This is a genomic window from Agromyces sp. Leaf222 (assembly GCF_001421565.1).
Taxonomy (GTDB): domain Bacteria; phylum Actinomycetota; class Actinomycetes; order Actinomycetales; family Microbacteriaceae; genus Agromyces.
On record NZ_LMKQ01000001.1, the window covers coordinates 1,650,591 to 1,669,892 of the forward strand.

Consider the following 19,302-nt stretch of genomic DNA (forward strand, 5'->3'; position numbering starts at 1 on the left):
ATGGCGCTCGGCGCGCTGCCCGACTACCCGTGGGACCTGATGACCCCGTACCGGGAGCGCGCGGCCGTGCACCCCGACGGCGTCGTCGACCTCTCCATCGGCTCGCCCGTCGACGAGACGCCCGCGGTGATCCGCGACGCGCTCTCGGCCGCGACCGATGCGCACAGCTATCCGCAGACCGTGGGCACGCCCGAACTGCGCCGAGCGATCGTCGAGTGGTTCGAGCGTCGTCGAGGAATCGTGGGCACCGGGCTCAGTGAGCGCAACGTGCTGCCGACGATCGGCTCGAAGGAACTGGTCGCGCTGCTGCCGCTGATGCTCGGCGTCGGCGAGGGCGACGTGGTCGTGCATCCCCGTGCCGCGTATCCGACGTATGCGATCGGTGCGGCCATCGCCGGGGCCGATGCGCTCGCCTCCGACGACCCTGCCGAATGGCCGGCCGAGACGAAGCTCGTGTGGCTGAACAGCCCCGGCAACCCCGATGGCCGCGTGCTCGACGTCGACGAACTGCGCGCCGCGCAGGCCAGGGCGAGAGAGCTCGGTGCCACGATCGTGAGCGACGAGTGCTATGCAGAGCTCGGCTGGGACGCCCCGTGGGATTCCGAGCGGGTGCCGAGCATCCTCGACCCGCGGGTGAGCGGCGAGAACCGCAGCGGCACGCTCGCCGTGTACTCCCTCAGCAAGCAGTCGAACATGGCCGGCTACCGGGCGGCGTTCATCGCCGGCTGCGGGCTGCTCATCGAGCAGCTGACGAACGTGCGCAAGCACGCCGGCCTCATGCTGCCCGCTCCGCTGCAGGCCGCAATGGTCGCCGCCCTCGGCGACGACGTGCACGTCGCCGAGCAGAAGGAGCGCTACCGCGCCCGCCGAGACGTGCTGCGCCCTGCGCTCGAGGCAGCCGGATTCCGCATCGATCGAAGCGAGGCCGGGCTCTACCTCTGGGCCACCGAAGGTCGTGACGCGTGGGAGTCCATCGGCCGGCTCGCCGACCTCGGCATCGTCGCAGGCCCCGGCCATTTCTACGGCGATCACTACCCCGACCACGTGCGGCTCTCGCTCACGGCGACCGACGAGCGCGTCGCCGCTGCAGCGCGGCGGCTCGCGACATCCGTCGCCTGAATCGCCCTGCGCAGACCGGGGCGCATCACCTCGAGTTCGGCCCTTCGAGCCCGCGAGCGTCGCGTTGACTGTGGGGTGACACAGCCGTCGACGGGTCGATCGGGCCCCCTTCTGTCGAAACCGGCAACTCCTCGCCCGTTGTCTTGGCGGATGCGACAGTGTGCCCCGGCCGCGTCTAGGCTGTAGTTCGGGTCGCGGCCGAACCACGCCGCGAAACGGAAAGCAGGTGACCGCACATGACGATCACAGGAGGCGCCGTGAGCGACGTCGTGAACAATGCCGAAGGCCAGAAGCCCCTTCAGGCGACCCTGAACTTCCCGGGTGGTACCGCGGAGTTCCCGATCCGGGCGGCCGTCGACGGCGCCTCGAGCATCGACCTGTCGACGCTGACGCGACAGACCGGGCTGACCGCACTCGACTACGGGTTCGTGAACACGGCCTCGACGCAGTCGGCGATCACCTACATCGACGGCAACCAGGGCATCCTGCGCTACCGCGGGTACCCCATCGAGCAGCTCGCCGAGCAGTCGACGTACCTCGAGGTCGCCTGGCTGCTGCTCTACGGGTCGCTGCCGAGCGCCGACGAACTGGGCGAGTTCGACGAGAAGATCCGCCGTCACACGCTGCTGCACGAAGACCTCAAGCGGTTCTTCTCTGCACTGCCGCACACGGCGCACCCGATGTCGGTGCTCTCGAGCGCGGTGTCGGCGCTGTCGACGTACTACGAGGGCCAGGACCCCGACGACGTCGAGCTCACGATGATCCGCCTGCTCGCGAAGCTGCCGGTCATCGCCGCGTACGCGCACAAGAAGAGCCTGGGCCAGGCGTTCCTGTACCCCGACAACTCGCTGAGCTTCGTCGACAACTTCCTGCGGCTGAACTTCGGAAACATGGCCGAGCCGTACGAGATCGACCCGGTGCTCTCGAAGGCGCTCGACCGCCTGCTGATCCTGCACGAAGACCACGAGCAGAACGCGTCGACGTCGACCGTGCGCCTCGTCGGCTCGACGGGGGCCAACCTCTACGCATCGATCTCGGCCGGCATCCAGGCCCTCTCGGGCCCGTTGCACGGCGGCGCCAACGAGGCCGTGCTGCAGATGCTCGCGCAGATCCGCGATTCGGGCGAGGGCGTCGGCAAGTTCGTCGAGCGCGTCAAGCGCAAGGAAGACGGCGTCAAGCTCATGGGCTTCGGGCACCGCGTCTACAAGAACTACGACCCGCGCGCGAAGCTCGTCAAGCAGTCGGCCGACGAGGTGCTCGCCGGCCTCGGCGTCTCCGACCCGCTGCTCGACATCGCCAAGGAGCTCGAGCAGTTCGCGCTCGAAGACGACTACTTCAAGGAGCGTCGTCTCTACCCGAACGTCGACTTCTACACGGGCGTCATCTACAAGGCCATGGGCTTCCCGACCCGCATGTTCACCGTGCTGTTCGCGATCGGCCGACTGCCCGGCTGGATGGCGCACTGGCGTGAGATGAACCTCGACCCGCAGACCAAGATCGGTCGCCCGCAGCAGCTGTACGTGGGCGAGCCCGAGCGCCGCTACCCCGGCGCCTGAGCGCGCGCCACGGCGCCGTCGCCTGCGAATGCAGGGTCGGATGCCGCGGCAACCGAGACGCCGAAGGGGCGCCACGTTCGCGTGGCGCCCCTTCGGCGTTCGTGTCGGTGCCGCCGGCCGCTACTCCGCCGCGGGTGTCTCGGTCGGGGGAGCCGTCGTCGCGGGCGCCACGCCCGGCACCGGACGCAGGTTCAGCGTGTCCTTCGCCGCGTGACGAACCGCCTCGAGGCTGAACGGCCAGGTTCGGGTCTCGCCGTGCTGCCAGAGGGGTGCCTGGTCGGTGTAGTTGGGATGGAACGCGTGCCCCGACGCGCCGGTGAGGTTGATCCAGGTGGAGGCGTCGAGGTCGCCCAGGTCGACGACCATGCGCATCGAGGGCACCCAGTCGACGCCGTAGCCGAGCGTGGCATCCCATCCGGTGGCGTTCACGATCGACGATCCGCCGCCGAGTTCGTACGGGCCGCGGTTGAACAGCCATTCGATCGGCGCGATGCCCGAGGTGCCGAAGCTCTGGTTGGTGAGCGTGAGCGTGTGCAGGCGTCCCCACCGCCAGGCTTCGGGGTTGCCGCCCATGCGGCCGGACGCCTCGTTCCACGCCTCGTCGAGGGCGTTGGCGAGCATGGCGTCGCGGCCGGTCACTCCGAGGCGCTCGTTGGTCCACCACGAGGCGTCGGGCTCTTCGAGCAGCGTGCCGACGACCTCGAACCAGCGGTCTCCGCCGGTCGGGCGGGTGGCTTCGGGCAGCGCCTCGAACATGTCCGCGAGCAGGGTGCGCCAGAACACCGCGAAGTACGCGGCCTCTGGGCTGTCGGCGTCGGCATGGCCGTTCCAGTCGGCGAGCAGCTTCGCGCCACGGGCGGCGTCGCCGGTGAGGTCGAGCTCGGCGATCACGGGGAGGAATGCGGCGGTGTTCGCGTCGCTCGTGTCGAGCTGGATGCGCGTGAATTCCTCGGCGGTGAGCTTCTCGCCGGCGTCGATGCGCTCCCGCAGCAGCCGCTCGATGGCGGTGGCGCGGTAGCCGTAGTCCCAGTCGGCCGTGAGGAACGGGCCGCCGTTCGCCACGGCGTTGTTGGCGGTCACGAGGTAGCCGCGCGGCGGGTTCAGCACGTTCGGGAGGTCGTCGAACGCGACCTCGCCGGCCCACCCGACGTCGCTCGTCCAACCGGGCTGCGGCAGCGTGCCGTCGCCGTGCTTGCGGATCGGCACCGAGCCGGGCGCCTGGTAGCCGATGTTGCCCTCGGTGTCGGCGTAGACGAGGTTCTGCGCGGGCACGTCGAACTGCGACGCGGCGGCGCGGAACTCGTCCCAGTCGCGGGCGCGATCGATCGCGAAGATCGACTGGGCTGTCGTGCCTGGGGTGAGCGCGGTCCACTGCAGCGAGAGCTCGGTGGTGCCCTCTGGGGCGCCGGATGCCGCGGGGTACGTCTCAGCGACGGCGGCGAAGTCCGAGCTGATGCCCGTCACGATCGGTCCGCGCCCCGTGGAGCGCACGTCCACCGTCACGGGGGCGCCGCCGGCGACCTCGATGGTCTCCTGGCGCACCTCGAGGGGCACCTGCTCGCCGTCGAGCTCGTACGTGTCGCCGGTGACGCGTTCGAGGTAGAGGTCGGCGACGTCGGGCCCGAGGTTCGTGAAGCCCCATGCGATGCGCTGGTTGTGGCCGATGATGACGCCGGGGAGGCCCGAGAACGTGTAGCCGGCCGTGTCGAAGGTGCAGTCGTCGGTGAGCTCCGCGCAGTGCAGGCCCATCTGCGCCCAGATCGAGGGCAGTGTCGGGCCGAGGTGCGGGTCGTTCGCGAGGAGCGGCATGCCCGATTCGGTGAGCGCGCCCGAGACCACCCAGGAGTTGGACCCGATGTCGTTGCCCTCGGGGCCGAGCAGGGCGGGGATCGCGTCGAGGGTCGCGCGCAGCGAGGTGAGCGCGGCCACGTATGCGGTGTCGCCGGCGTCGGTGTCGCCGCCCTCGGCGCCGTCGAGCCGCGTCGCCGCGCCCGTCGAGGCCGGTGCGGAGGCCGCGGGCAGTCCGTCGACGATCGTGGGTGCGGTCGACCAGTCGAAGCCCGGATGCAGGCGTGCGACCTCTTCGGCGGGCAGCGTCGTCGAGAGCAGCGCCCGGTCGATCTCGTCGCCGAGGTTCGACCTGAGGTCCCAGGCCATGGCCTTGAGCCAGGCGATCGAGTCGACGGGGGTCCACGGCTCGGGGGAGTAGCCGGGGTTCTGCAGGCCGAGCACGGCGTACTCGAGCGAGAGCTCGGCGCCGCTGCGGGTGGCCAGGTAGGCGTTCACGCCCTCGGCGTAGGCCTCGTAGTAGGCGCGGGCGGAGGCGTCGATCAGGCTGTACTCCTGCTCGGCGATGCCCCGCCAGTTCAGCGTGCGGATGAACGTGTCGGTGCCGACCTGCGACTCGCCGAAGAGCTCGGCGAGTCGACCGGCGGTGACGTGGCGGCGGAAGTCCATCTCCCAGAAGCGATCCTGCGCGTGCACGAAGCCCTGCGCGTAGAACAGGTCGTGGTCGTTGTCGGCGACGAGCTGGGGGATCCCGGCGTCGTCTCGGTACACGCTCACGGGCGAGATGAGCCCAGGTGCGTCGATGCGCCCGCTCGTCGTGGGGAACGAGCGCTGCACGGTCCACCAGCCGAGGCCGGCCGCCGCGACGACGAGCAGGAGCACGACGGCCAGGAGCCAGGTGAGCGCTCTCAGCCAGTTGTGGTGTCGGGTTCTGGGTGCGTCGGTGCCCACGTCACTCCTTCGTGCTCGCCCACGGCGATGGCCGCCACCCGGCGACCTGAGGCACAACTGTAATGGAGCGCGCGGGCCCTGCGAACGGCCCTTCGGAACTCAGGCGTGCAGGGCGGTGTTGAGCGTCACGCCGTGGCCGTCGCGCGAGAGCACCTCGACCCGGCCGTTGACCGAGTTGCGGCGGAACAGCAGGTTCGGCACGCCCGAGAGCTCGACGGCCTTGACGGTTCGCCCGTCGCCATCGCCGAGGAGGGCGACCTTGGTGCCCGCGGTGACGTAGAGGCCGGCCTCGACGACCGTGTCGTCGCCGATCGAGATGCCGATGCCCGAGTTCGCGCCGAGCAGCGCACGCTCGCCGATGGCCACGCGCTGGGTGCCGCCGCCCGAGAGCGTGCCCATGATCGAGGCGCCGCCGCCGATGTCGGAGCCGTCGCCCACGACGACGCCCTGCGAGACGCGCCCCTCGATCATCGACGTGCCGAGCGTGCCGGCGTTGAAGTTCACGAACCCCTCGTGCATGACCGTCGTGCCCGGCGCGAGGTGCGCGCCGAGGCGCACGCGCGAGGCGTCCGCGATGCGCACGCGCTCGGGGGTGACGTAGTCGAGCAGGCGGGGGAACTTGTCGAGCCCGGTCGCGTGGATGCCAGCACGTTGCAGCGCGGGCCGCAGCCGGTCGAAGTCCGCCGGATGCACCGGGCCCGCGTTCGTCCAGACGACGGCGGGCAGGTGCCCGAAGACGCCGTCGAGGTTGATGGTGTTCGGCGCGGCCACGAGGTGCGAGAGCAGGTGCAGGCGCAGGTACGCGTCGGCGGTCGACGCTGGCGCCGCATCGAGGTCGATCGTGAGCTCGACGACCTCGACCCGCACGTTGCGACGGGCGTCGGCGCCCGCGAGGGCCGCGTGCTCCTCGGCGAGCGGCGTCGCCTCGTCGCCGAGGCCCGGCGCCGGGAACCAGGCGTCGAGCACGGTGCCGTCGCCGGCGATGGTCGTGAGGCCGGCGGCGGCGGCGGTGCGGGCGGGGCTGTGGGCGGCATCGTTCGCAGGCATGCTCCAAGGGTAGCGATGCGGCGGGGCGGATGACGCGGGGCGTCGCGTCCGTAGAATCGGGGCATGCCAGCCGAGACCGCCATGACGCCGCCCGCGCTCGACCCGACCGCCGACTCCGTCACGCTCACACGGGCGATCTGCGACATCCCGAGCGTGTCGGGCGATGAGACCGTGCTGGCCGACCTCGTCGAGCAGGCGCTCGCCGCGGCATCCCACCTGGAGCTCCACCGCGACGGCGACACGATCGTCGCGCGCACGAACCTGGGGCGCGAGCGGCGCGTCGTGATCGCCGGGCACCTCGACACCGTGCCGATCAACGGCAACGTGCCGACCCGGTTCGAGACCGACGGAGGCGTCGACTACCTCTGGGGCCGCGGCACGACCGACATGAAGGGCGGTGTGGCGGTCGCGCTGAAGCTCGCGGTCGAGCTCGCCGAGCCGGCCTACGACGTCACGTGGATGTTCTACGACCACGAAGAGGTGCAGGCCGACCTGAACGGGCTCAAGCGCCTCGCCGAGACGCGACCCGACCTGTTCGAGGCCGACTTCGCGATCCTCGGCGAGTCCTCGAACGGGCAGGTCGAGGGCGGATGCAACGGCACGCTCCGCGTCGAGCTGCGGGCGACGGGCACGCGGTCGCACACCTCCCGTCCGTGGATGGGGGTGAACGCGATCCACGCCCTCGCGCCCGCCCTCGAGCGGCTGGCGTCCTTCGAGGCCGAGACGGTCGACGTCGAGGGGCTCGCCTACCGCGAGGGCCTCAGCGCCGTCGGCATCCGAGGGGGAGTGGCCGGCAACGTCGTGCCCGACGAGGCCGTGCTCACGGTCAACTACCGCTTCGCGCCGAGCCGATCGATCGACGACGCGATCGAGGCCATGCAGGCGCTCTTCCCCGAGTACGAGTTGACGGTGACGGATGCCTCGGCCGGCGCCCGCCCAGGGCTCGACGACCCGTTCGTGCAGGGGTTCCTCGCGGCGGTCGGCGCCGAGGCGAGGCCGAAGTACGGGTGGACGGATGTCGCGCGCTTCAGCGCACTCGGCGTGCCCGCCGTGAACTACGGGCCGGGCGACCCAAGCCTCGCGCACACCGATGACGAGCGCGTGCGCCTCGACGCGATCGTCGCGTGCGAGGTGGGACTCCGCTCCTGGCTGACCGGCGCGTGACGCCCGCATGACCGACGTGAGCGCCGACGCGGCGGCCCGCGAGCCCGAGCGCGAACCCCCGCGCGAACCCGGGCCGGACACGGTGACGGCCGGCCGCCAAGGGGAGCGGGAGCCCGACCCGTTCCGCGCGACGCGATGGTCGCCGCGCGTGCGGTGGCGCCTCGCGCCGTGGTGGCTGCGCGTGATGCTCGTCTTCGCCGGTGCGCGCGCGATCACGACGGTGTTCGTGCTCGCACTGGCGAGCGTGCAGGGCGCCAACCCCTGGACCGCCGCGAAGCCCGGCTACTTCGAGTTCGCGAACATGTGGGACGCCCGCTGGTACCAGATCATCCTGCTCTCGGGGTATCCGAGCGAGCTGCCGCAGACGCCCGACGGCCATGTGGCCGAGAACGCGTGGGCCTTCATGCCGGTCTACCCGGCCTTCGTGGGCATGCTCACCTGGTTCCAGGTGCCCTGGAACGTCGCCTCGGTCATCGTGTCGCTCGCGGCGGGCCTCGGGGCGGCGCTCGTGTTCCACCGGCTCATGTCGCGGTTCCTCGAACCCGACCGGGCGATGTTCGCCGTCGTGCTGTTCTGCGTGGCGCCCGTGTCGCCGATCATGCAGTTCGGCTACGCCGAGTCGCTCGGCTACCTGCTGCTCGCCACAGCCCTGCTCCTCCTCGTCGATCGACGGTACGGCTGGCTGTTCCCGGTGATCGCGCTGTGGTCCTTCACGAGGCCGGGTGCGCTCGCCTTCGCCCTGACCCTCGGCCTGCACTGGCTGTTGCGCTGGTGGCGGCGGCGCGACGACCCGTTCCCGATGCGAGAACGCGTGCTCGCGGCATCCGTCACCGCCTTCGCCGTGGTCTTCGGGTTCGGATGGCTGCTCGTGGCCGCGATCGGCACGGGCGACCTGCACGCCTACACCGACACCGAGCTCGCCTGGCGGGCCGCGTACATCGGGTACGGCGAGCTCGTGCCGTTCACGGCCTGGTTCGAGTCCGGCGGATGGTGGCTCGGGCAGCCGCTCGGATCTCTCGCGGTCGTGGCGCTGATCCTCGCGTTCGGGCTCCTGCTGCTCACGCCGGCGGTGCGGCGCCTCGGGATCGACATCCGACTGTGGTCGGCGAGCTACGCGCTCTACCTGCTCGCGGTGTTCTTCCCGCAGTCGAGCGTGTTCCGCATCACGTCTCCGCTCTTCCCGCTGCTCGGGGCGGCGGCGATCCCGCGCGCCAGGTGGTACCGGTGGGGGATCGTCATCGTGTTCCTCGCGCTGCAGGTCGGGTGGCTGCTCATCGCGTGGGGCATCGACGGCCGCGACTGGACGCCGCCGTGAGCCGGCCGCGAGCCGCGGTGCGGTCGGCGCCGTCACCCGCGCCGTGGTCGCCGCCCGGGCCGCGGGTGCGTCGCTTCGAGGCGTTGCGGGTCGTCCCGCGTCATCCACAGCCTCACGGCGATTTCTCAGGACTGCTTCCGATGAAGGATAATGGGAAGGTACAGCCACGAAAGGGGTAGCTCAATGGCGGCCATGAAGCCACGCACCGGAGACGGGCCTATGGAGGCTGTGAAGGAGGGTCGGCTGATCATCGTGCGGGTACCGCTCGAGGGCGGCGGACGCCTTGTCGTCTCGGTGAACGATGCTGAGGCCAAGGAGCTCTACGACGTGCTCGGTGGCGTCGTCAACCCGGCCTGACAGTTCCACTCGCTTCGAGCCGAGCCCGCATCGCGGTGCTCGGCTCGAGGCATGCCCGGCGGAGCGCTTCGGCGTTGCGCCATGCAGCGGTGAACGCCGCGTCACGAGGTCGTGGCGCGGCATCCGTCGTCTCTGCGTGTCGTCGCCCGGCAGTTCGCGGCGCAGCAACGCCGTGGGTGCGGCACGTCGTAGGCGCGGCAGACCGGGGCCCTGCGGCGGAAGGTCGCGCGTCAGGCGCCGAGCTTGACGATCTGCAGCAGTCCGTCGCCGGCGGGGGAGACCGCGGTGGCCACGGCGGGCGAGGCCGCGAGCTCGGTGATGAGCGCGCGGAACGCCGTCGCCTCGTCGTCTCGGCGGGCCGGGTCGGCCACGCGCCCGCGCCACAGCGATCGGGCCACGAGCACCGAACCGGTCGGCTTCGCGAGCCGCAGGCCGTGCTCGACGTACTCGATCACGGAGCCGGCGTCGGCGTCGATGAACACGACGTCGTAGGAGTTCTCGTTCATGCGGGGGAGCACCTCGCTCGCGCGCCCGGCGATGAGTCGCACGCGGGCGGCGGCCACGCCGGCATCCGCGAAGTTCTCGCGTGCGGCCTGCAGGTACTCGTTCTCGGTGTCGATCGAGGTGAGGAGCGCACCGCGGGCCGCCTGGAGCATGCAGAGGCCCGAGACGCCGACGCCGGTGCCGATCTCGATGATCGATTCGGCGCGTGCGGCGGCCGCGATGACCGCGAGCTGGGCGCCGACGGCGGGCGAGACGGGGTCGATGCCGAGCTCGACGGACTGCTGGCGCGCGCGGGCGACGGCCTCGCTCTCGACGACGGATTCGTCGACGTACTTCCAGTTCAGGTCACGTTCGGACACGATGCGGCTCCCGGCACTCTCTCAGCTGCCAAGCCTACGGCCAGCCGAGTGTGCGATTCGCACGCCTCGCCGCCGACTATCCTGTAACGGTGTTCGGTCTGACGTTCGAGAAACTCCTCATCATCGGGGTGATCGCCGTCTTCCTGCTCGGCCCCGAACGCCTGCCGCACTATGCAGCGCAGCTCGGCAAGTTCGTGCGGTCGGTGCGCGACTTCGCGAACGGCGCGAAAGACCGCATGCGCGAGGAGATGGGTCCCGAGTTCGACGACGTCGACTGGCAGAAGCTCGACCCTCGTCAGTACGATCCGCGCCGCATCATCCGCGACGCGCTGAGCGACGCCGACCCGTTCGCCGCCCCCGCGACGCCCGTGGTCGCCAGGGCCGCCGTCAACGAGAACTCCGCCTACCTGCAGCGCAAGCGCAAGCGCGAGGCCCTCGGTGCGGGCGACCAGGCCCCATTCGACTCCGAAGCGACCTGAGCCTCCGCAGCGACCTGAGGCTCCGCAGCGACCTGAGCCGCGGCATCCGTCATCCGTCGCGCGCGACGAGGCGAACGGATGCCGCGGCTGAGCGTCAGGCGCGACGGATCGCCTTCAGCGCCTGCGCGACGAGCACCATGACGGGCACGAGCGTGCGGTACTCGGGACCCGTGCGGGGCAGCGGAACGAGGCCGGTCGAGCGGGCGACCGTGATGGGCTCGACGAAGCGCAGCAGGCCCTCGCGGCCGTTGCGGCGTCCGACGCCGGACTGCTTCACGCCGCCCATCGGTGCCGCGACGGCCGAGAACGACCCCCGGTAGCCCTCGTTGATGTTGATGCTGCCCGACTCGAGGGCATCGGCCACGCGTGACGCGTGTCGGAGCGAGCGCGAGAAGATCGAGGCGTTCAGGCCGTATTGGCTCTGGTTCGCGGCGACGATCGCCTCTGCGTCGCCGTCGACGAGGTAGAGCGACGCGATCGCGCCGAAGGTCTCGTCGGCGTAGACGCTCATCTCGGGAGTGACGCCCGTGAGCACGGTCGGCTCGAAGAACCACGGGCCGAGGTCGGGGCGTGGCCTGCCGCCGACGAGCACGGTCGCGCCCTTGGCGACGGCGTCGTCGAGGTGCGCCTGCACGCGCGCGACCTGCGCCGCGCTCGTGAGCGACCCGAAGTCGGCCCGGTACTCGAGCTCGGAGCCGAGTGCGGCGCCCTGCAGGCGGGTGACGAGCTCGCGCTGGAACTCGCCCGCGACCTTGCGGTCGACGTAGAAGCGCTCGACCGAGACGCAGAGCTGGCCCATGGCCGAGAACGCGGCGTGCGCGGCGCCACGGGCGGCGTCGACGGGATCCGCGTCGTCGAGCACGAGCAGGGCGTTCTTGCCGCCGAGCTCGAGCGAGGCGCCCACGAGGCGGCGGCCCGCCTTCTCGGCGACCTTGCGCCCCGTGGCGGTCGAGCCGGTGAAGCAGATGTAGTCGGCGACATCCGTCACCGCTTCGCCGACCTCGGCCGCGGGGCCGGTGACGACGGCCCACAGGGCCTCGGGAACGCCGGCGTCGATGAACGCGCGACGCAGGGCGAGGATCGACAGCGCGCCCTGGTCGTCGGCCTTCTGCACGACCGCGCAGCCGGCTGCCAGCGCGGGCACGACGTCCATCGCGGCGAGGCTGAGCGCGTAGTTCCATGGCGTGATCACGCCGGCGACGCCCTTGGGGCGGTAGCGAACGCTCGCGGTCAGCACGGTCGGGATGCCACTGCGCCGCGGTCCGCCGCGGAGCACCTTGCGGGCCATCACGGCGTTGTAGCGCGTGACGGATGCGGCCTGGAAGACCTCCTCGAAGGCCTGGCCGCGGGTCTTGCCGCTCTCGAGCTGGATCAGGTCGAGCAGCAGTTCGCGCCGCTCGAGCACGAGATCGTGCGCGCGGAGCAGGATGCGGCGGCGCTCGGCGAAGCCCGCCCTGGCCCACGCGAGCTGGGCGATGCGGGCGCGGGCGGCCGCATCGTGCACGTCTGCGGCGCTCGATTGCGGCAGCGCATGCAGCGTCTCGCCGGTGGACGGCGTCGGCACCTCGACCGTGGAGTCGCCCGAAGCGACGATCTCGGCGGTGAGGCGGGCGAACAGGTCGGGGGAGGCCAGGGTGGCACGCATGCGGCACAGTCTAGGACAGTTGACCCACTTCGGTCGGACCGAGTTCGCGCAGCGCACTACACTGCCTCCATGACCGCAACGGAGCGCCCCCTCTCCCGCGGCGTCGTCACCCGATATGCCATCGGTTCCCTCGGAACCGGTGGCTTCGCGACGCTGCCCGGACTCGTCCTCGTCTTCTACATGACCGACACCCTCGGCGTCACCGCGCTGTTCGCCGGGCTCGTCGTGACGGCGGCGAAGGTGTGGGACGTCGTCATCGATCCGTGGATCGGCGAGCACAGCGACCGCGCGCTCGCCCGCACCGGTTCGCGCCGCACCTGGATGCGCGTCGGCGCCGTCGCGCTGCCCGTCGGGTTCGTGCTGACGTTCGCGGTGCCCGTAGGGCTCGCGCCCGCGGCATCCGGGGTCTGGGTGTTCCTCGCGTTCCTGGCGACGGCCACCGCGTTCAGCCTGTTCCAGGTGCCCTACATCGCGCTGCCGGCCGAGCTCACCTCCGACTACGACGCCCGCACCCGGCTGCTGTCGTGGCGCGTGGTCGTGCTGAGCCTCGCGATCCTGCTCTTCGGTGCGGGCGGGCCGGTGCTGCGGCGCATGGGCGGCGACGACGAGGCGATCGGCTACCTCGTGATGGCCGTCGTCGCGGGGCTCGTCATCGGCGCAGGCATGCTCGTCGCGGTGTCGACGGCCCCGCGCGGCCTGCCGGGCGTGCAGGCGCCGCGCCGCGGCATCCGTTCGGCCTACGCCGAGGGCTTCGCCGCGCTGCGACGCAGCCCCGCCTTCCGGGCGCTGCTCGCCACCTTCGTGCTGCAGGGGCTCGCCACGGGCGTCATGCTCGCGGGCGCGAACTACGTCGCCGTCTGGGTGCTGAGGAGCGAAGACGCCCTGACGCTGCTGTTCGTGGCGCTCATCGCCCCCGCGGTGCTCTGCGCACCGCTGTGGAGCCGCATCTCGAGGGGCATCGGCAAGGAGCGTGCGTTCCAGTGGGCGAGCCTGCTGTTCGCGCTGGCGGCGCTCAGCATGGTCGGCATGATCTGGGCGCCCGGCGCCTGGGTGTACGTGCCCGTCGCACTCGCGGGCGCCGCGTACGCCGGCATGCAGACGCTGCCCATGGCGATGCTGCCCGACGTCATCTCGCATGACGCCCGCAAGCACGGCGAGGGCCGCGCCGGCAGCTTCGGCGGCATCTGGACCGCCGGCGAGACCGCCGGCATGGCGCTCGGCGCGACGGTGCTCACGATCGTGCTCGCGCTCACCGGCTACCTCGAGTCGACCGGCTCGACCGTCGTCGTGCAGCCGGCCGCCGCCGTCGCGGGCATCGCCGTGAGCTTCAGCGCCCTGCCCGCGGTGCTGGTGTTCCTGAGCCTCGTGCCGCTCGCCCGCTACGGACTCCGACGAGACGATATCGATGCGGATGCCGCGGCCGTCGCCGCTGCGCCCGCCCGGGCTGCCGGCGCCCCCGCGTCGCGGCCGAACACAGAGAACGACACGGAGGAGACGGTGTGACCATGAACGACTTCCGACGCGACCCTGCCGACGTGCTGGCCGAACTCGCCGCCCTGCGCGAGGGCGACGCGCCAACGCACGGCGGCCGGGTGCTCTCGTACGTGTACGACTCCGGCCTCGCCGAGCTCGATGAGCTCTCCGCCTCGGCCGCGCGGCTCGTACAGCCCGTCAACGGCCTCGACCCGACGACGTTCACCTCGGTCGCGGCCATGGAGGCGGGCGTCGTCGGGTTCGCCCGACGCGTGTTCCACGGCGAGTCCGGCGGCACGGACTCGGCCGAGGTCGTCGTCGGCACCGTCACCTCGGGCGGCACCGAGAGCTGCCTGCTCGCGGTGAAGACGGCTCGCGACGCCTGGCGCGCGGTACGCGTCGGCACGCCGCGGATGCCGCGCATCGTCGCCCCGATCACGGTGCACGCCGCGTTCCACAAGGCGGCCGAGTACTTCGGGCTCGTGCTCGACCTCGTTCCCGTCGATCCGGCGACGGGCACGCTCGCGGCATCCGCCATCGAGGACCGCCTCGGCGACGACGTGGCGCTCGTCGTGGTCTCGGCCCCGTCGTATCCGTTCGCGAGCCTCGACCCGGTCGCGGATGTCGCGGCGGTCTGCCGTGCGCGCGGCATCGCGCTGCACGTCGACGCCTGCATCGGCGGCTTCGCGCTCGGCTTCTGGCCCGACGACCTGCCCGCATGGGACTTCGCCGTGCCCGGTGTCACGAGCCTCTCGGCCGACCTGCACAAGTACGGCTACGCGCCGAAGGGCGTCTCGGTGCTGCTCACGCGCGGCCGCGACCGTCAGCGTCACCAGTACTTCCGCACGACCGGGTGGCCGGGCTACCCCGTCGTGAACCCGACGATGACGGGGTCCAAGCCGGCCGGTCCGCTCGCGGCCGCCTGGTCGATCATCGAGGTGCTGGGCGAGCAGGGGTTCGCCGGGTTGTCGGCGAAGGCCGCGCGTGCCACCGCGGTGCTCCGCGAGGCCGTCGAGGGCATCGAGGGCCTTCGGGTCGTCGGCGTGCCGACCGGTCCGCTGTTCGCGGTCGCGACCGACGAGTCGGTCGCTCCCGAGCAGCGCGTCGATCCGCACCACTGGGCGGATGCCGCGCGCGGCTCGGGCTGGTTCCTGCAACTGCAGCCGGGGCTCGTGCAGGCCGACGGCACGCGGCTGCCGCACACCACGCACCTCACAATCACGCCCGTGACCGAAGGCGTCGTCGACGACCTCTCGCAGGCGCTCGTCGCCGCGGCCGACGCCGTGCGCGGCGTGCCGCAGGTCGACGGCTCGCTCGTGCTCGCCGGCCTCGCCGATGCGCTTCCCGGCGGCATCGAACCCCTGCTCGCGGCATCCGGCGGGCTCGACTCCGACACCGCGGCCGGCCTGCTCGGCGCGATCGGCCTGCTCGGCGGCGAGGGCGGCGGGCTGCCCGCGCAGATGGCGCCCGTGCTCGCGCTCGTCGAGGCGCTGCCCTCGGAGCTCACCGGGCGCCTGCTCGTGGAGCTGCTGGCGCGGGTCGTCGAGCCGCGCTGACGCCTCGGCGGCGGAGCGTGGCGTGTCGCGCCGTCAGTTCGAGGGCAGGCCGCACCGCTCGGTGAAGTAGGCGAACAGGTCCTCCTTCAGCGAGGCCGACGCGCGCACCTCGTACTGGCCGGACCAGCCCTCGCTCGTCGTCACGACGAGCGGCAGGATCGTGCCGCGCTTGTCCTCGGCGCCCGCGTGCGGGTCGCAGCGCGCGGGCCGGACCGGCAGCGAGATCGTCGACGGGTCATCGGATGCCTCGACGTGGGCGCTCGTGGTCGACCAGTTCAGCCCGTCCTCCGCCGAGAGCAGCGTGGTGCCGAGCACCTCGGAGAGGTCGACCGATCCGGATGCCGCGCCCGTCGGCTGCACGGCGATGTCGAGGAACGCGCGGCGGTCGACGCCGGACGCCGTCGACCGCAGGCGGTCGGCGAGGGTGAACGAGGCGACGGACTCGACGGCGCCGGCGAGGCATCCGCTGTTCTGCAGGCGGGGGAGCGTGTCGTACGGGTCGTCGGCGCGAACGGTGCCCACCGCGGTGCCTCCGTCGACCCCGGTCACCTCCAGCGTGACCTCGGCCGGACCGGCGTCGCCGTCGCATCGCGCCGGCGTCACGTCGACGCGGTACTGCACCGACCTTCCGTCGGCGATCGTGCGCGGGCCGTCGAAGTGCAGGCCGGGCTCCAGGCCGGGCGCCTCGACGTCGAACGACGCGAACTCGAGCTCGTCACCCGTGCCGTTGTCGAGCTGCACCACGAGGCGGCCGTCGACCACGTCCTGACGGCTCTGCAGCACGCTCGCGGAGATGCCGTCGGGCAGCGCGGCGGTCGGCTCGGGCTCGGCCGGCTGCTGCGTGCACGCCGCCGTCGCGACGACGGCGAGCAGCACGAGCGCAGCCCTCGGCACGAGCGCCACGCGCAGACGCCCGCCGGCGCGATGGGCGGCGGCGCGCGGCATCGGGATCACCGCACCGAGACGTCGAGCCGGCGACCGGAGAGCCGGCGCGGCCGGGTCGCGATGACCTCGGCGACGCGTTCGATGGCCACGGCGGCCGGATCGTCGGGGGCACCGGCGACGACCGGGGTGCCCTCGTCGCCGCCCTGGCGCAGCGCGATGCTGAGCGGCACGCTCGCGATGAGCGGCACGGCCTCGGCCTGCCCGGCCGAGAGGCGTCGTGCGACCTCGGCGCCGCCGCCCGACCCGAAGAGATCGAGCACGGTGCCGTCGGGTCCGGCGAGGCCGGCCATGTTCTCGACGACGCCGATGATGCGCTGGCCGGTCTGCCGCGCGACGACGCCGGACCGCTCGGCGACGTCGGCCGCTGCGGGCTGCGGGGTCGTGACCACGAGTACCTCGGCATTCGGCAGCAGCTGCCCGAGCGAGATCGCGATGTCGCCGGTGCCGGGCGGCAGGTCGACGAGCAGCACGTCGAGGTCGCCGAAGTAGACGTCGGTGAGGAACTGGTTGAGCGTGCGGTGCAGCATCGGTCCGCGCCAGGCGACCGCGACCGAGGATGCGCGCGAACCCGGCTCCGCGGGCTCGACGAACATGCCGATCGAGATGACCTTCACGCCGTGGGCGACGGGGGGCAGGATCATGTCGTTGACCTGCGTCGGCCGGGCGGCGAGTCCCTCGTCGTCGACGAGCCCCAGCAGCGCTGGGATCGAGAACCCGTGCACGTCGGCGTCGATGAGCCCCACCGACAGGCCGCGTGCCGCGAGCGCGACGGCGAGGTTCGCCGTGAGCGTGGACTTGCCGACGCCGCCCTTGCCGCTCGTGACCGCGATCACGTGCGTGAGGGTGCCGGGGCCGAACGGATTGCCGCGACCGGCCTTGCCGCCGCGCAGGCGCTCGGTCAGCGCCGTTCGCTGCGCCGGCGTCATGACGGTGAGCGTGACATCCGCCATGCCCTCGCCCGCGACCGTCTCGGCCGCCTGCCGCACGTCGCGTTCGATGCGGTCGGATGCCGGACAGCCGACGATCGTGAGTCGCACCACGACCTGCACGCGCGCGCCGTCGACCGACACCGACTCGAGCATGTCGAGCTCGGTGATGGGCTTGCGGATCTCGGGGTCGATGACGGACTCGAGGGCTCGGCGGACCGCGGCCTCGAGCTCGGCGGGGTCGGCCGCCTCAGGAGCGGGGTGCGGCATTCGCGGCATCCTCGTCGTCTTTTCGATCGAGTTCTTCGAGGACGGCCCGCAGCTCCGCCCGGATGAAGTCCTTCGACGCGAGGTCGCGCATGGCCAGGCGCAGGGCGACGACCTCGCGCGCGAGGTACTCGGTGTCGGCGAGGTTGCGCTCGGCGCGCTGGCGGTCCTGCTCGATCTGCACGCGGTCGCGGTCGTCCTGACGGTTCTGAGCCAGCAGGATGAGGGGGGCGGCGTACGACGCCTGCAGGCTCAGCACGAGCGTGAGTGCCGTGAACCCGATGGCGACGGAGTCGAAGCGCATGTTCTCGGGGGCGAAGGTGTTCCAGAGCATCCACCCGATGGCGAAGACCGAGAGTCCCAGCAGGAAGCCCGGCGTGCCCATTCCTCGCGCGACCCACTCGGTGAATCGCCCGAACCGGTCGTTGTCACCGCTCCGGCGGAACTGGGGTGCACGCCGACTGCCCTTCGGAGTGTCGAAACGCCGTTCGTCGGCGTTGTTAGCGCGTGCCATCTGCTGCCCTCCTCGCGGTGCTCGGGATCGGGATGCTCCCGGTCGTCAGTTGTGCGCGGGCGGTCGCGCGTTTGCTCACCTCGTCGTCGTCTTCGGGATGACTTCGCCAGTCATCGGGCAGCAGGTAGTCGAGCACGTCGTCGATCGTGACCACGCCGACGAGGCGGTGCTTCTCGTCGATGACCGGCACCGAGACCAGGTCGTAGCTCGCGAGGATGCGGCTGACCTCGGCGGCCGACGTGCCGGCGCCGACGGGCTCGAGGCCCTGGTCGATCAGGGTGCCGAGGCGTTCGTGCGGGGGATACCGCAGCATGCGCTGGAAGTGCACGACGCCCAGGAACCGCCCGGTGGGGGCCTCGTAGGGCGGCAGCGTCACGCAGACGGCCGCACCGAGGGCCGGAGGCAGGTCGTGGCGGCGGATGAGGGCGAGCCCCTCGGCCACCGTGGCATCGGCCGAGACGATGATCGGCTCGGTCGTCATGAGACCGCCGGCGGTGTCGGGCCCGTACGAGAGCAGCATGCGCACGTCTTCGGCCTCTTCGGGCTCCATGAGCTCGAGCAGGTGCTCGCCGCGCTCCTCGGGGAGTTGCGCGATGAGGTCGGCGGCGTCGTCGGGCTGCATGTGATCGAGCACGTCGGCGGCGCGGTCGTCGCCGAGGCCGGAGAGGATCTCGACCTGGTCGGACTCGGGCATCTCCTCGAGCACGTCGGCGAGGCGGTCGTCGGAGAGTTCTTCAGCGACCTCCTGGCGGCGCGCCACCGGCAGGTCGAGGAGCGTGTTCGCGAGGTCGGCGGGCTTCAGCTCGGAGTACGTCGCGATGAGCTGCTCGGCGGACTGCGCCTCGCCCGACGGGGCGAGCTCGCGCACCTCGCGCCACGTGACGTAGGCGGACTGGCCCTTCGAGAACGGCGATGCGCCCTTCGGCCGGCGCACGAAGAGCTGCTCGACCTCCCACTCGCCCGGCTCGCGCTCCTCGATCGAGACGTCTTCGACCGACGCCTCGCCGGAGCCGTCGTTGAACGACACCTTGCGGCCTAGCATCTCGGCGATCACGCGCACCTCGCCGCCGCGCTGCTCGAAGCGGCGCAGGTTGATGAGGCCGGTCGTGATGATCTGCCCGCCGCCGATCGAGGTGACTCGACCGATCGAGAGGAACACCCGGCGTTTGCCCGGAACCTCGACGATGAGCCCCACCACCCGTGGCGGGTCGTTGCGGCGGTACACGACGAGGACGTCGCGCACCTTGCCGACCCGATCACCGGCGGGGTCGAAGACGGCGCATCCGGCGAGTCGGGCGACGAAGACTCTCGTTGCGCTCACGGTACCAACTTAGCCC

The 19,302-nt window shown here is 71.7% G+C and carries 16 protein-coding genes; 8 read left to right on the forward strand and 8 right to left on the reverse strand.

Going from position 1 to position 19,302, the window contains the following annotated elements; genetic code table 11:
- Nucleotides 1-1,119, forward strand: a complete 1,119-nt coding sequence (gene dapC / locus ASE68_RS07280; RefSeq protein ID WP_055856818.1) for a succinyldiaminopimelate transaminase — start codon at nucleotides 1-3, stop codon at nucleotides 1,117-1,119.
- Between the two features lie 236 nt (nucleotides 1,120-1,355).
- Nucleotides 1,356-2,675, forward strand: a complete 1,320-nt coding sequence (locus tag ASE68_RS07285; RefSeq protein WP_082462100.1) for a citrate synthase — start codon at nucleotides 1,356-1,358, stop codon at nucleotides 2,673-2,675.
- Nucleotides 2,676-2,795: 120 nt separating this feature from the next.
- Here ASE68_RS07285 and ASE68_RS07290 read toward each other — a convergent pair whose 3' ends face one another.
- Nucleotides 2,796-5,414, reverse strand: coding sequence for a penicillin acylase family protein (locus ASE68_RS07290; protein ID WP_200921675.1), 2,619 nt, complete (start codon nucleotides 5,412-5,414; stop codon nucleotides 2,796-2,798).
- 99 nt (nucleotides 5,415-5,513) lie between these two features.
- Nucleotides 5,514-6,461 (reverse strand): 2,3,4,5-tetrahydropyridine-2,6-dicarboxylate N-succinyltransferase, encoded by a 948-nt coding sequence (dapD, locus tag ASE68_RS07295; RefSeq protein WP_055856820.1) that lies wholly within the window; start codon nucleotides 6,459-6,461, stop codon nucleotides 5,514-5,516.
- A 63-nt stretch (nucleotides 6,462-6,524) separates the two neighbouring features.
- Here dapD and dapE point away from each other — a divergent pair, with 63 nt between their 5' ends.
- From dapE to ASE68_RS19820, 3 genes are all read left to right on the forward strand, one after another.
- Nucleotides 6,525-7,625: a succinyl-diaminopimelate desuccinylase gene (gene dapE, locus ASE68_RS07300; RefSeq protein WP_055856824.1), complete on the forward strand. Its 1,101-nt coding sequence runs from the start codon at nucleotides 6,525-6,527 to the stop codon at nucleotides 7,623-7,625.
- 7 nt (nucleotides 7,626-7,632) lie between these two features.
- Complete coding sequence (locus tag ASE68_RS07305; RefSeq protein WP_235480783.1) at nucleotides 7,633-8,940, forward strand: hypothetical protein; 1,308 nt, start codon at nucleotides 7,633-7,635, stop codon at nucleotides 8,938-8,940.
- A gap of 183 nt (nucleotides 8,941-9,123) precedes the next feature.
- Nucleotides 9,124-9,297, forward strand: coding sequence for a DUF3117 domain-containing protein (locus ASE68_RS19820; protein WP_067875042.1), 174 nt, complete (start codon nucleotides 9,124-9,126; stop codon nucleotides 9,295-9,297).
- Nucleotides 9,298-9,527: 230 nt separating this feature from the next.
- On the opposite strand, the gene ASE68_RS07310 is transcribed toward ASE68_RS19820, so the two are convergent.
- Nucleotides 9,528-10,160 (reverse strand): O-methyltransferase, encoded by a 633-nt coding sequence (locus ASE68_RS07310; RefSeq protein WP_055856825.1) that lies wholly within the window; start codon nucleotides 10,158-10,160, stop codon nucleotides 9,528-9,530.
- 89 nt (nucleotides 10,161-10,249) lie between these two features.
- Between ASE68_RS07310 and ASE68_RS07315 the strand changes: the two genes are divergently transcribed.
- Entirely contained in the window at nucleotides 10,250-10,639 is a 390-nt protein-coding gene (locus ASE68_RS07315; protein ID WP_055856828.1) for a sec-independent translocase, read from the forward strand.
- Nucleotides 10,640-10,733: 94 nt separating this feature from the next.
- Here ASE68_RS07315 and ASE68_RS07320 read toward each other — a convergent pair whose 3' ends face one another.
- A complete protein-coding gene (locus ASE68_RS07320) occupies nucleotides 10,734-12,284 on the reverse strand; it encodes a succinic semialdehyde dehydrogenase (RefSeq protein ID WP_055856831.1) in 1,551 nt (516 codons plus the stop codon).
- 69 nt (nucleotides 12,285-12,353) lie between these two features.
- On the opposite strand from ASE68_RS07320, the gene ASE68_RS07325 reads away from it, so the two are divergent.
- Nucleotides 12,354-13,787 carry an MFS transporter gene (locus ASE68_RS07325; RefSeq protein ID WP_082462101.1) on the forward strand — a complete coding sequence of 478 codons (1,434 nt, stop codon included), beginning with the start codon at nucleotides 12,354-12,356 and terminating at the stop codon, nucleotides 13,785-13,787.
- Between the two features lie 2 nt (nucleotides 13,788-13,789).
- Entirely contained in the window at nucleotides 13,790-15,313 is a 1,524-nt protein-coding gene (locus tag ASE68_RS07330; protein WP_055856834.1) for an aspartate aminotransferase family protein, read from the forward strand.
- Between the two features lie 33 nt (nucleotides 15,314-15,346).
- On the opposite strand, the gene ASE68_RS07335 is transcribed toward ASE68_RS07330, so the two are convergent.
- From ASE68_RS07335 to ASE68_RS07350, 4 genes are read right to left on the reverse strand one after another with little or no spacing between them, the layout of a single operon-like run.
- Nucleotides 15,347-16,258 (reverse strand): hypothetical protein, encoded by a 912-nt coding sequence (locus ASE68_RS07335; protein ID WP_157421579.1) that lies wholly within the window; start codon nucleotides 16,256-16,258, stop codon nucleotides 15,347-15,349.
- A 5-nt stretch (nucleotides 16,259-16,263) separates the two neighbouring features.
- Nucleotides 16,264-17,454, reverse strand: coding sequence for an Mrp/NBP35 family ATP-binding protein (locus ASE68_RS07340; protein WP_055856841.1), 1,191 nt, complete (start codon nucleotides 17,452-17,454; stop codon nucleotides 16,264-16,266).
- Nucleotides 17,435-17,965 (reverse strand): DUF1003 domain-containing protein, encoded by a 531-nt coding sequence (locus ASE68_RS07345; RefSeq protein ID WP_055856843.1) that lies wholly within the window; start codon nucleotides 17,963-17,965, stop codon nucleotides 17,435-17,437. The genes ASE68_RS07340 and ASE68_RS07345 overlap by 20 nt, the downstream gene beginning before the upstream one ends.
- On the reverse strand, nucleotides 17,952-19,286 hold the full coding sequence (locus ASE68_RS07350; protein WP_055856846.1) for a magnesium transporter MgtE N-terminal domain-containing protein: 1,335 nt from the start codon (nucleotides 19,284-19,286) through the stop codon (nucleotides 17,952-17,954). The genes ASE68_RS07345 and ASE68_RS07350 overlap by 14 nt, the downstream gene beginning before the upstream one ends.
- Nucleotides 19,287-19,302 lie beyond the last annotated feature (16 nt).

What these genes read in the sequence shown, in the direction of transcription:
- dapC (WP_055856818.1), top strand. Translation starts at nt 1, where the DNA reads ATGGCGCTCGGCGCGCTGCCCGACTACCCGTGGGACCTGATGACCCCG.
- ASE68_RS07285 (WP_082462100.1), top strand. Translation starts at nt 1,356, where the DNA reads ATGACGATCACAGGAGGCGCCGTGAGCGACGTCGTGAACAATGCCGAA.
- dapD (WP_055856820.1), bottom strand. Translation starts at nt 6,461, where the DNA reads ATGCCTGCGAACGATGCCGCCCACAGCCCCGCCCGCACCGCCGCCGCC.
- dapE (WP_055856824.1), top strand. Translation starts at nt 6,525, where the DNA reads ATGCCAGCCGAGACCGCCATGACGCCGCCCGCGCTCGACCCGACCGCC.
- ASE68_RS07305 (WP_235480783.1), top strand. Translation starts at nt 7,633, where the DNA reads ATGACCGACGTGAGCGCCGACGCGGCGGCCCGCGAGCCCGAGCGCGAA.
- ASE68_RS19820 (WP_067875042.1), top strand. Translation starts at nt 9,124, where the DNA reads ATGGCGGCCATGAAGCCACGCACCGGAGACGGGCCTATGGAGGCTGTG.
- ASE68_RS07320 (WP_055856831.1), bottom strand. Translation starts at nt 12,284, where the DNA reads ATGCGTGCCACCCTGGCCTCCCCCGACCTGTTCGCCCGCCTCACCGCC.
- ASE68_RS07325 (WP_082462101.1), top strand. Translation starts at nt 12,354, where the DNA reads ATGACCGCAACGGAGCGCCCCCTCTCCCGCGGCGTCGTCACCCGATAT.
- ASE68_RS07330 (WP_055856834.1), top strand. Translation starts at nt 13,790, where the DNA reads ATGAACGACTTCCGACGCGACCCTGCCGACGTGCTGGCCGAACTCGCC.
- ASE68_RS07335 (WP_157421579.1), bottom strand. Translation starts at nt 16,258, where the DNA reads ATGCCGCGCGCCGCCGCCCATCGCGCCGGCGGGCGTCTGCGCGTGGCG.
- ASE68_RS07340 (WP_055856841.1), bottom strand. Translation starts at nt 17,454, where the DNA reads ATGCCGCACCCCGCTCCTGAGGCGGCCGACCCCGCCGAGCTCGAGGCC.
- ASE68_RS07345 (WP_055856843.1), bottom strand. Translation starts at nt 17,965, where the DNA reads ATGGCACGCGCTAACAACGCCGACGAACGGCGTTTCGACACTCCGAAG.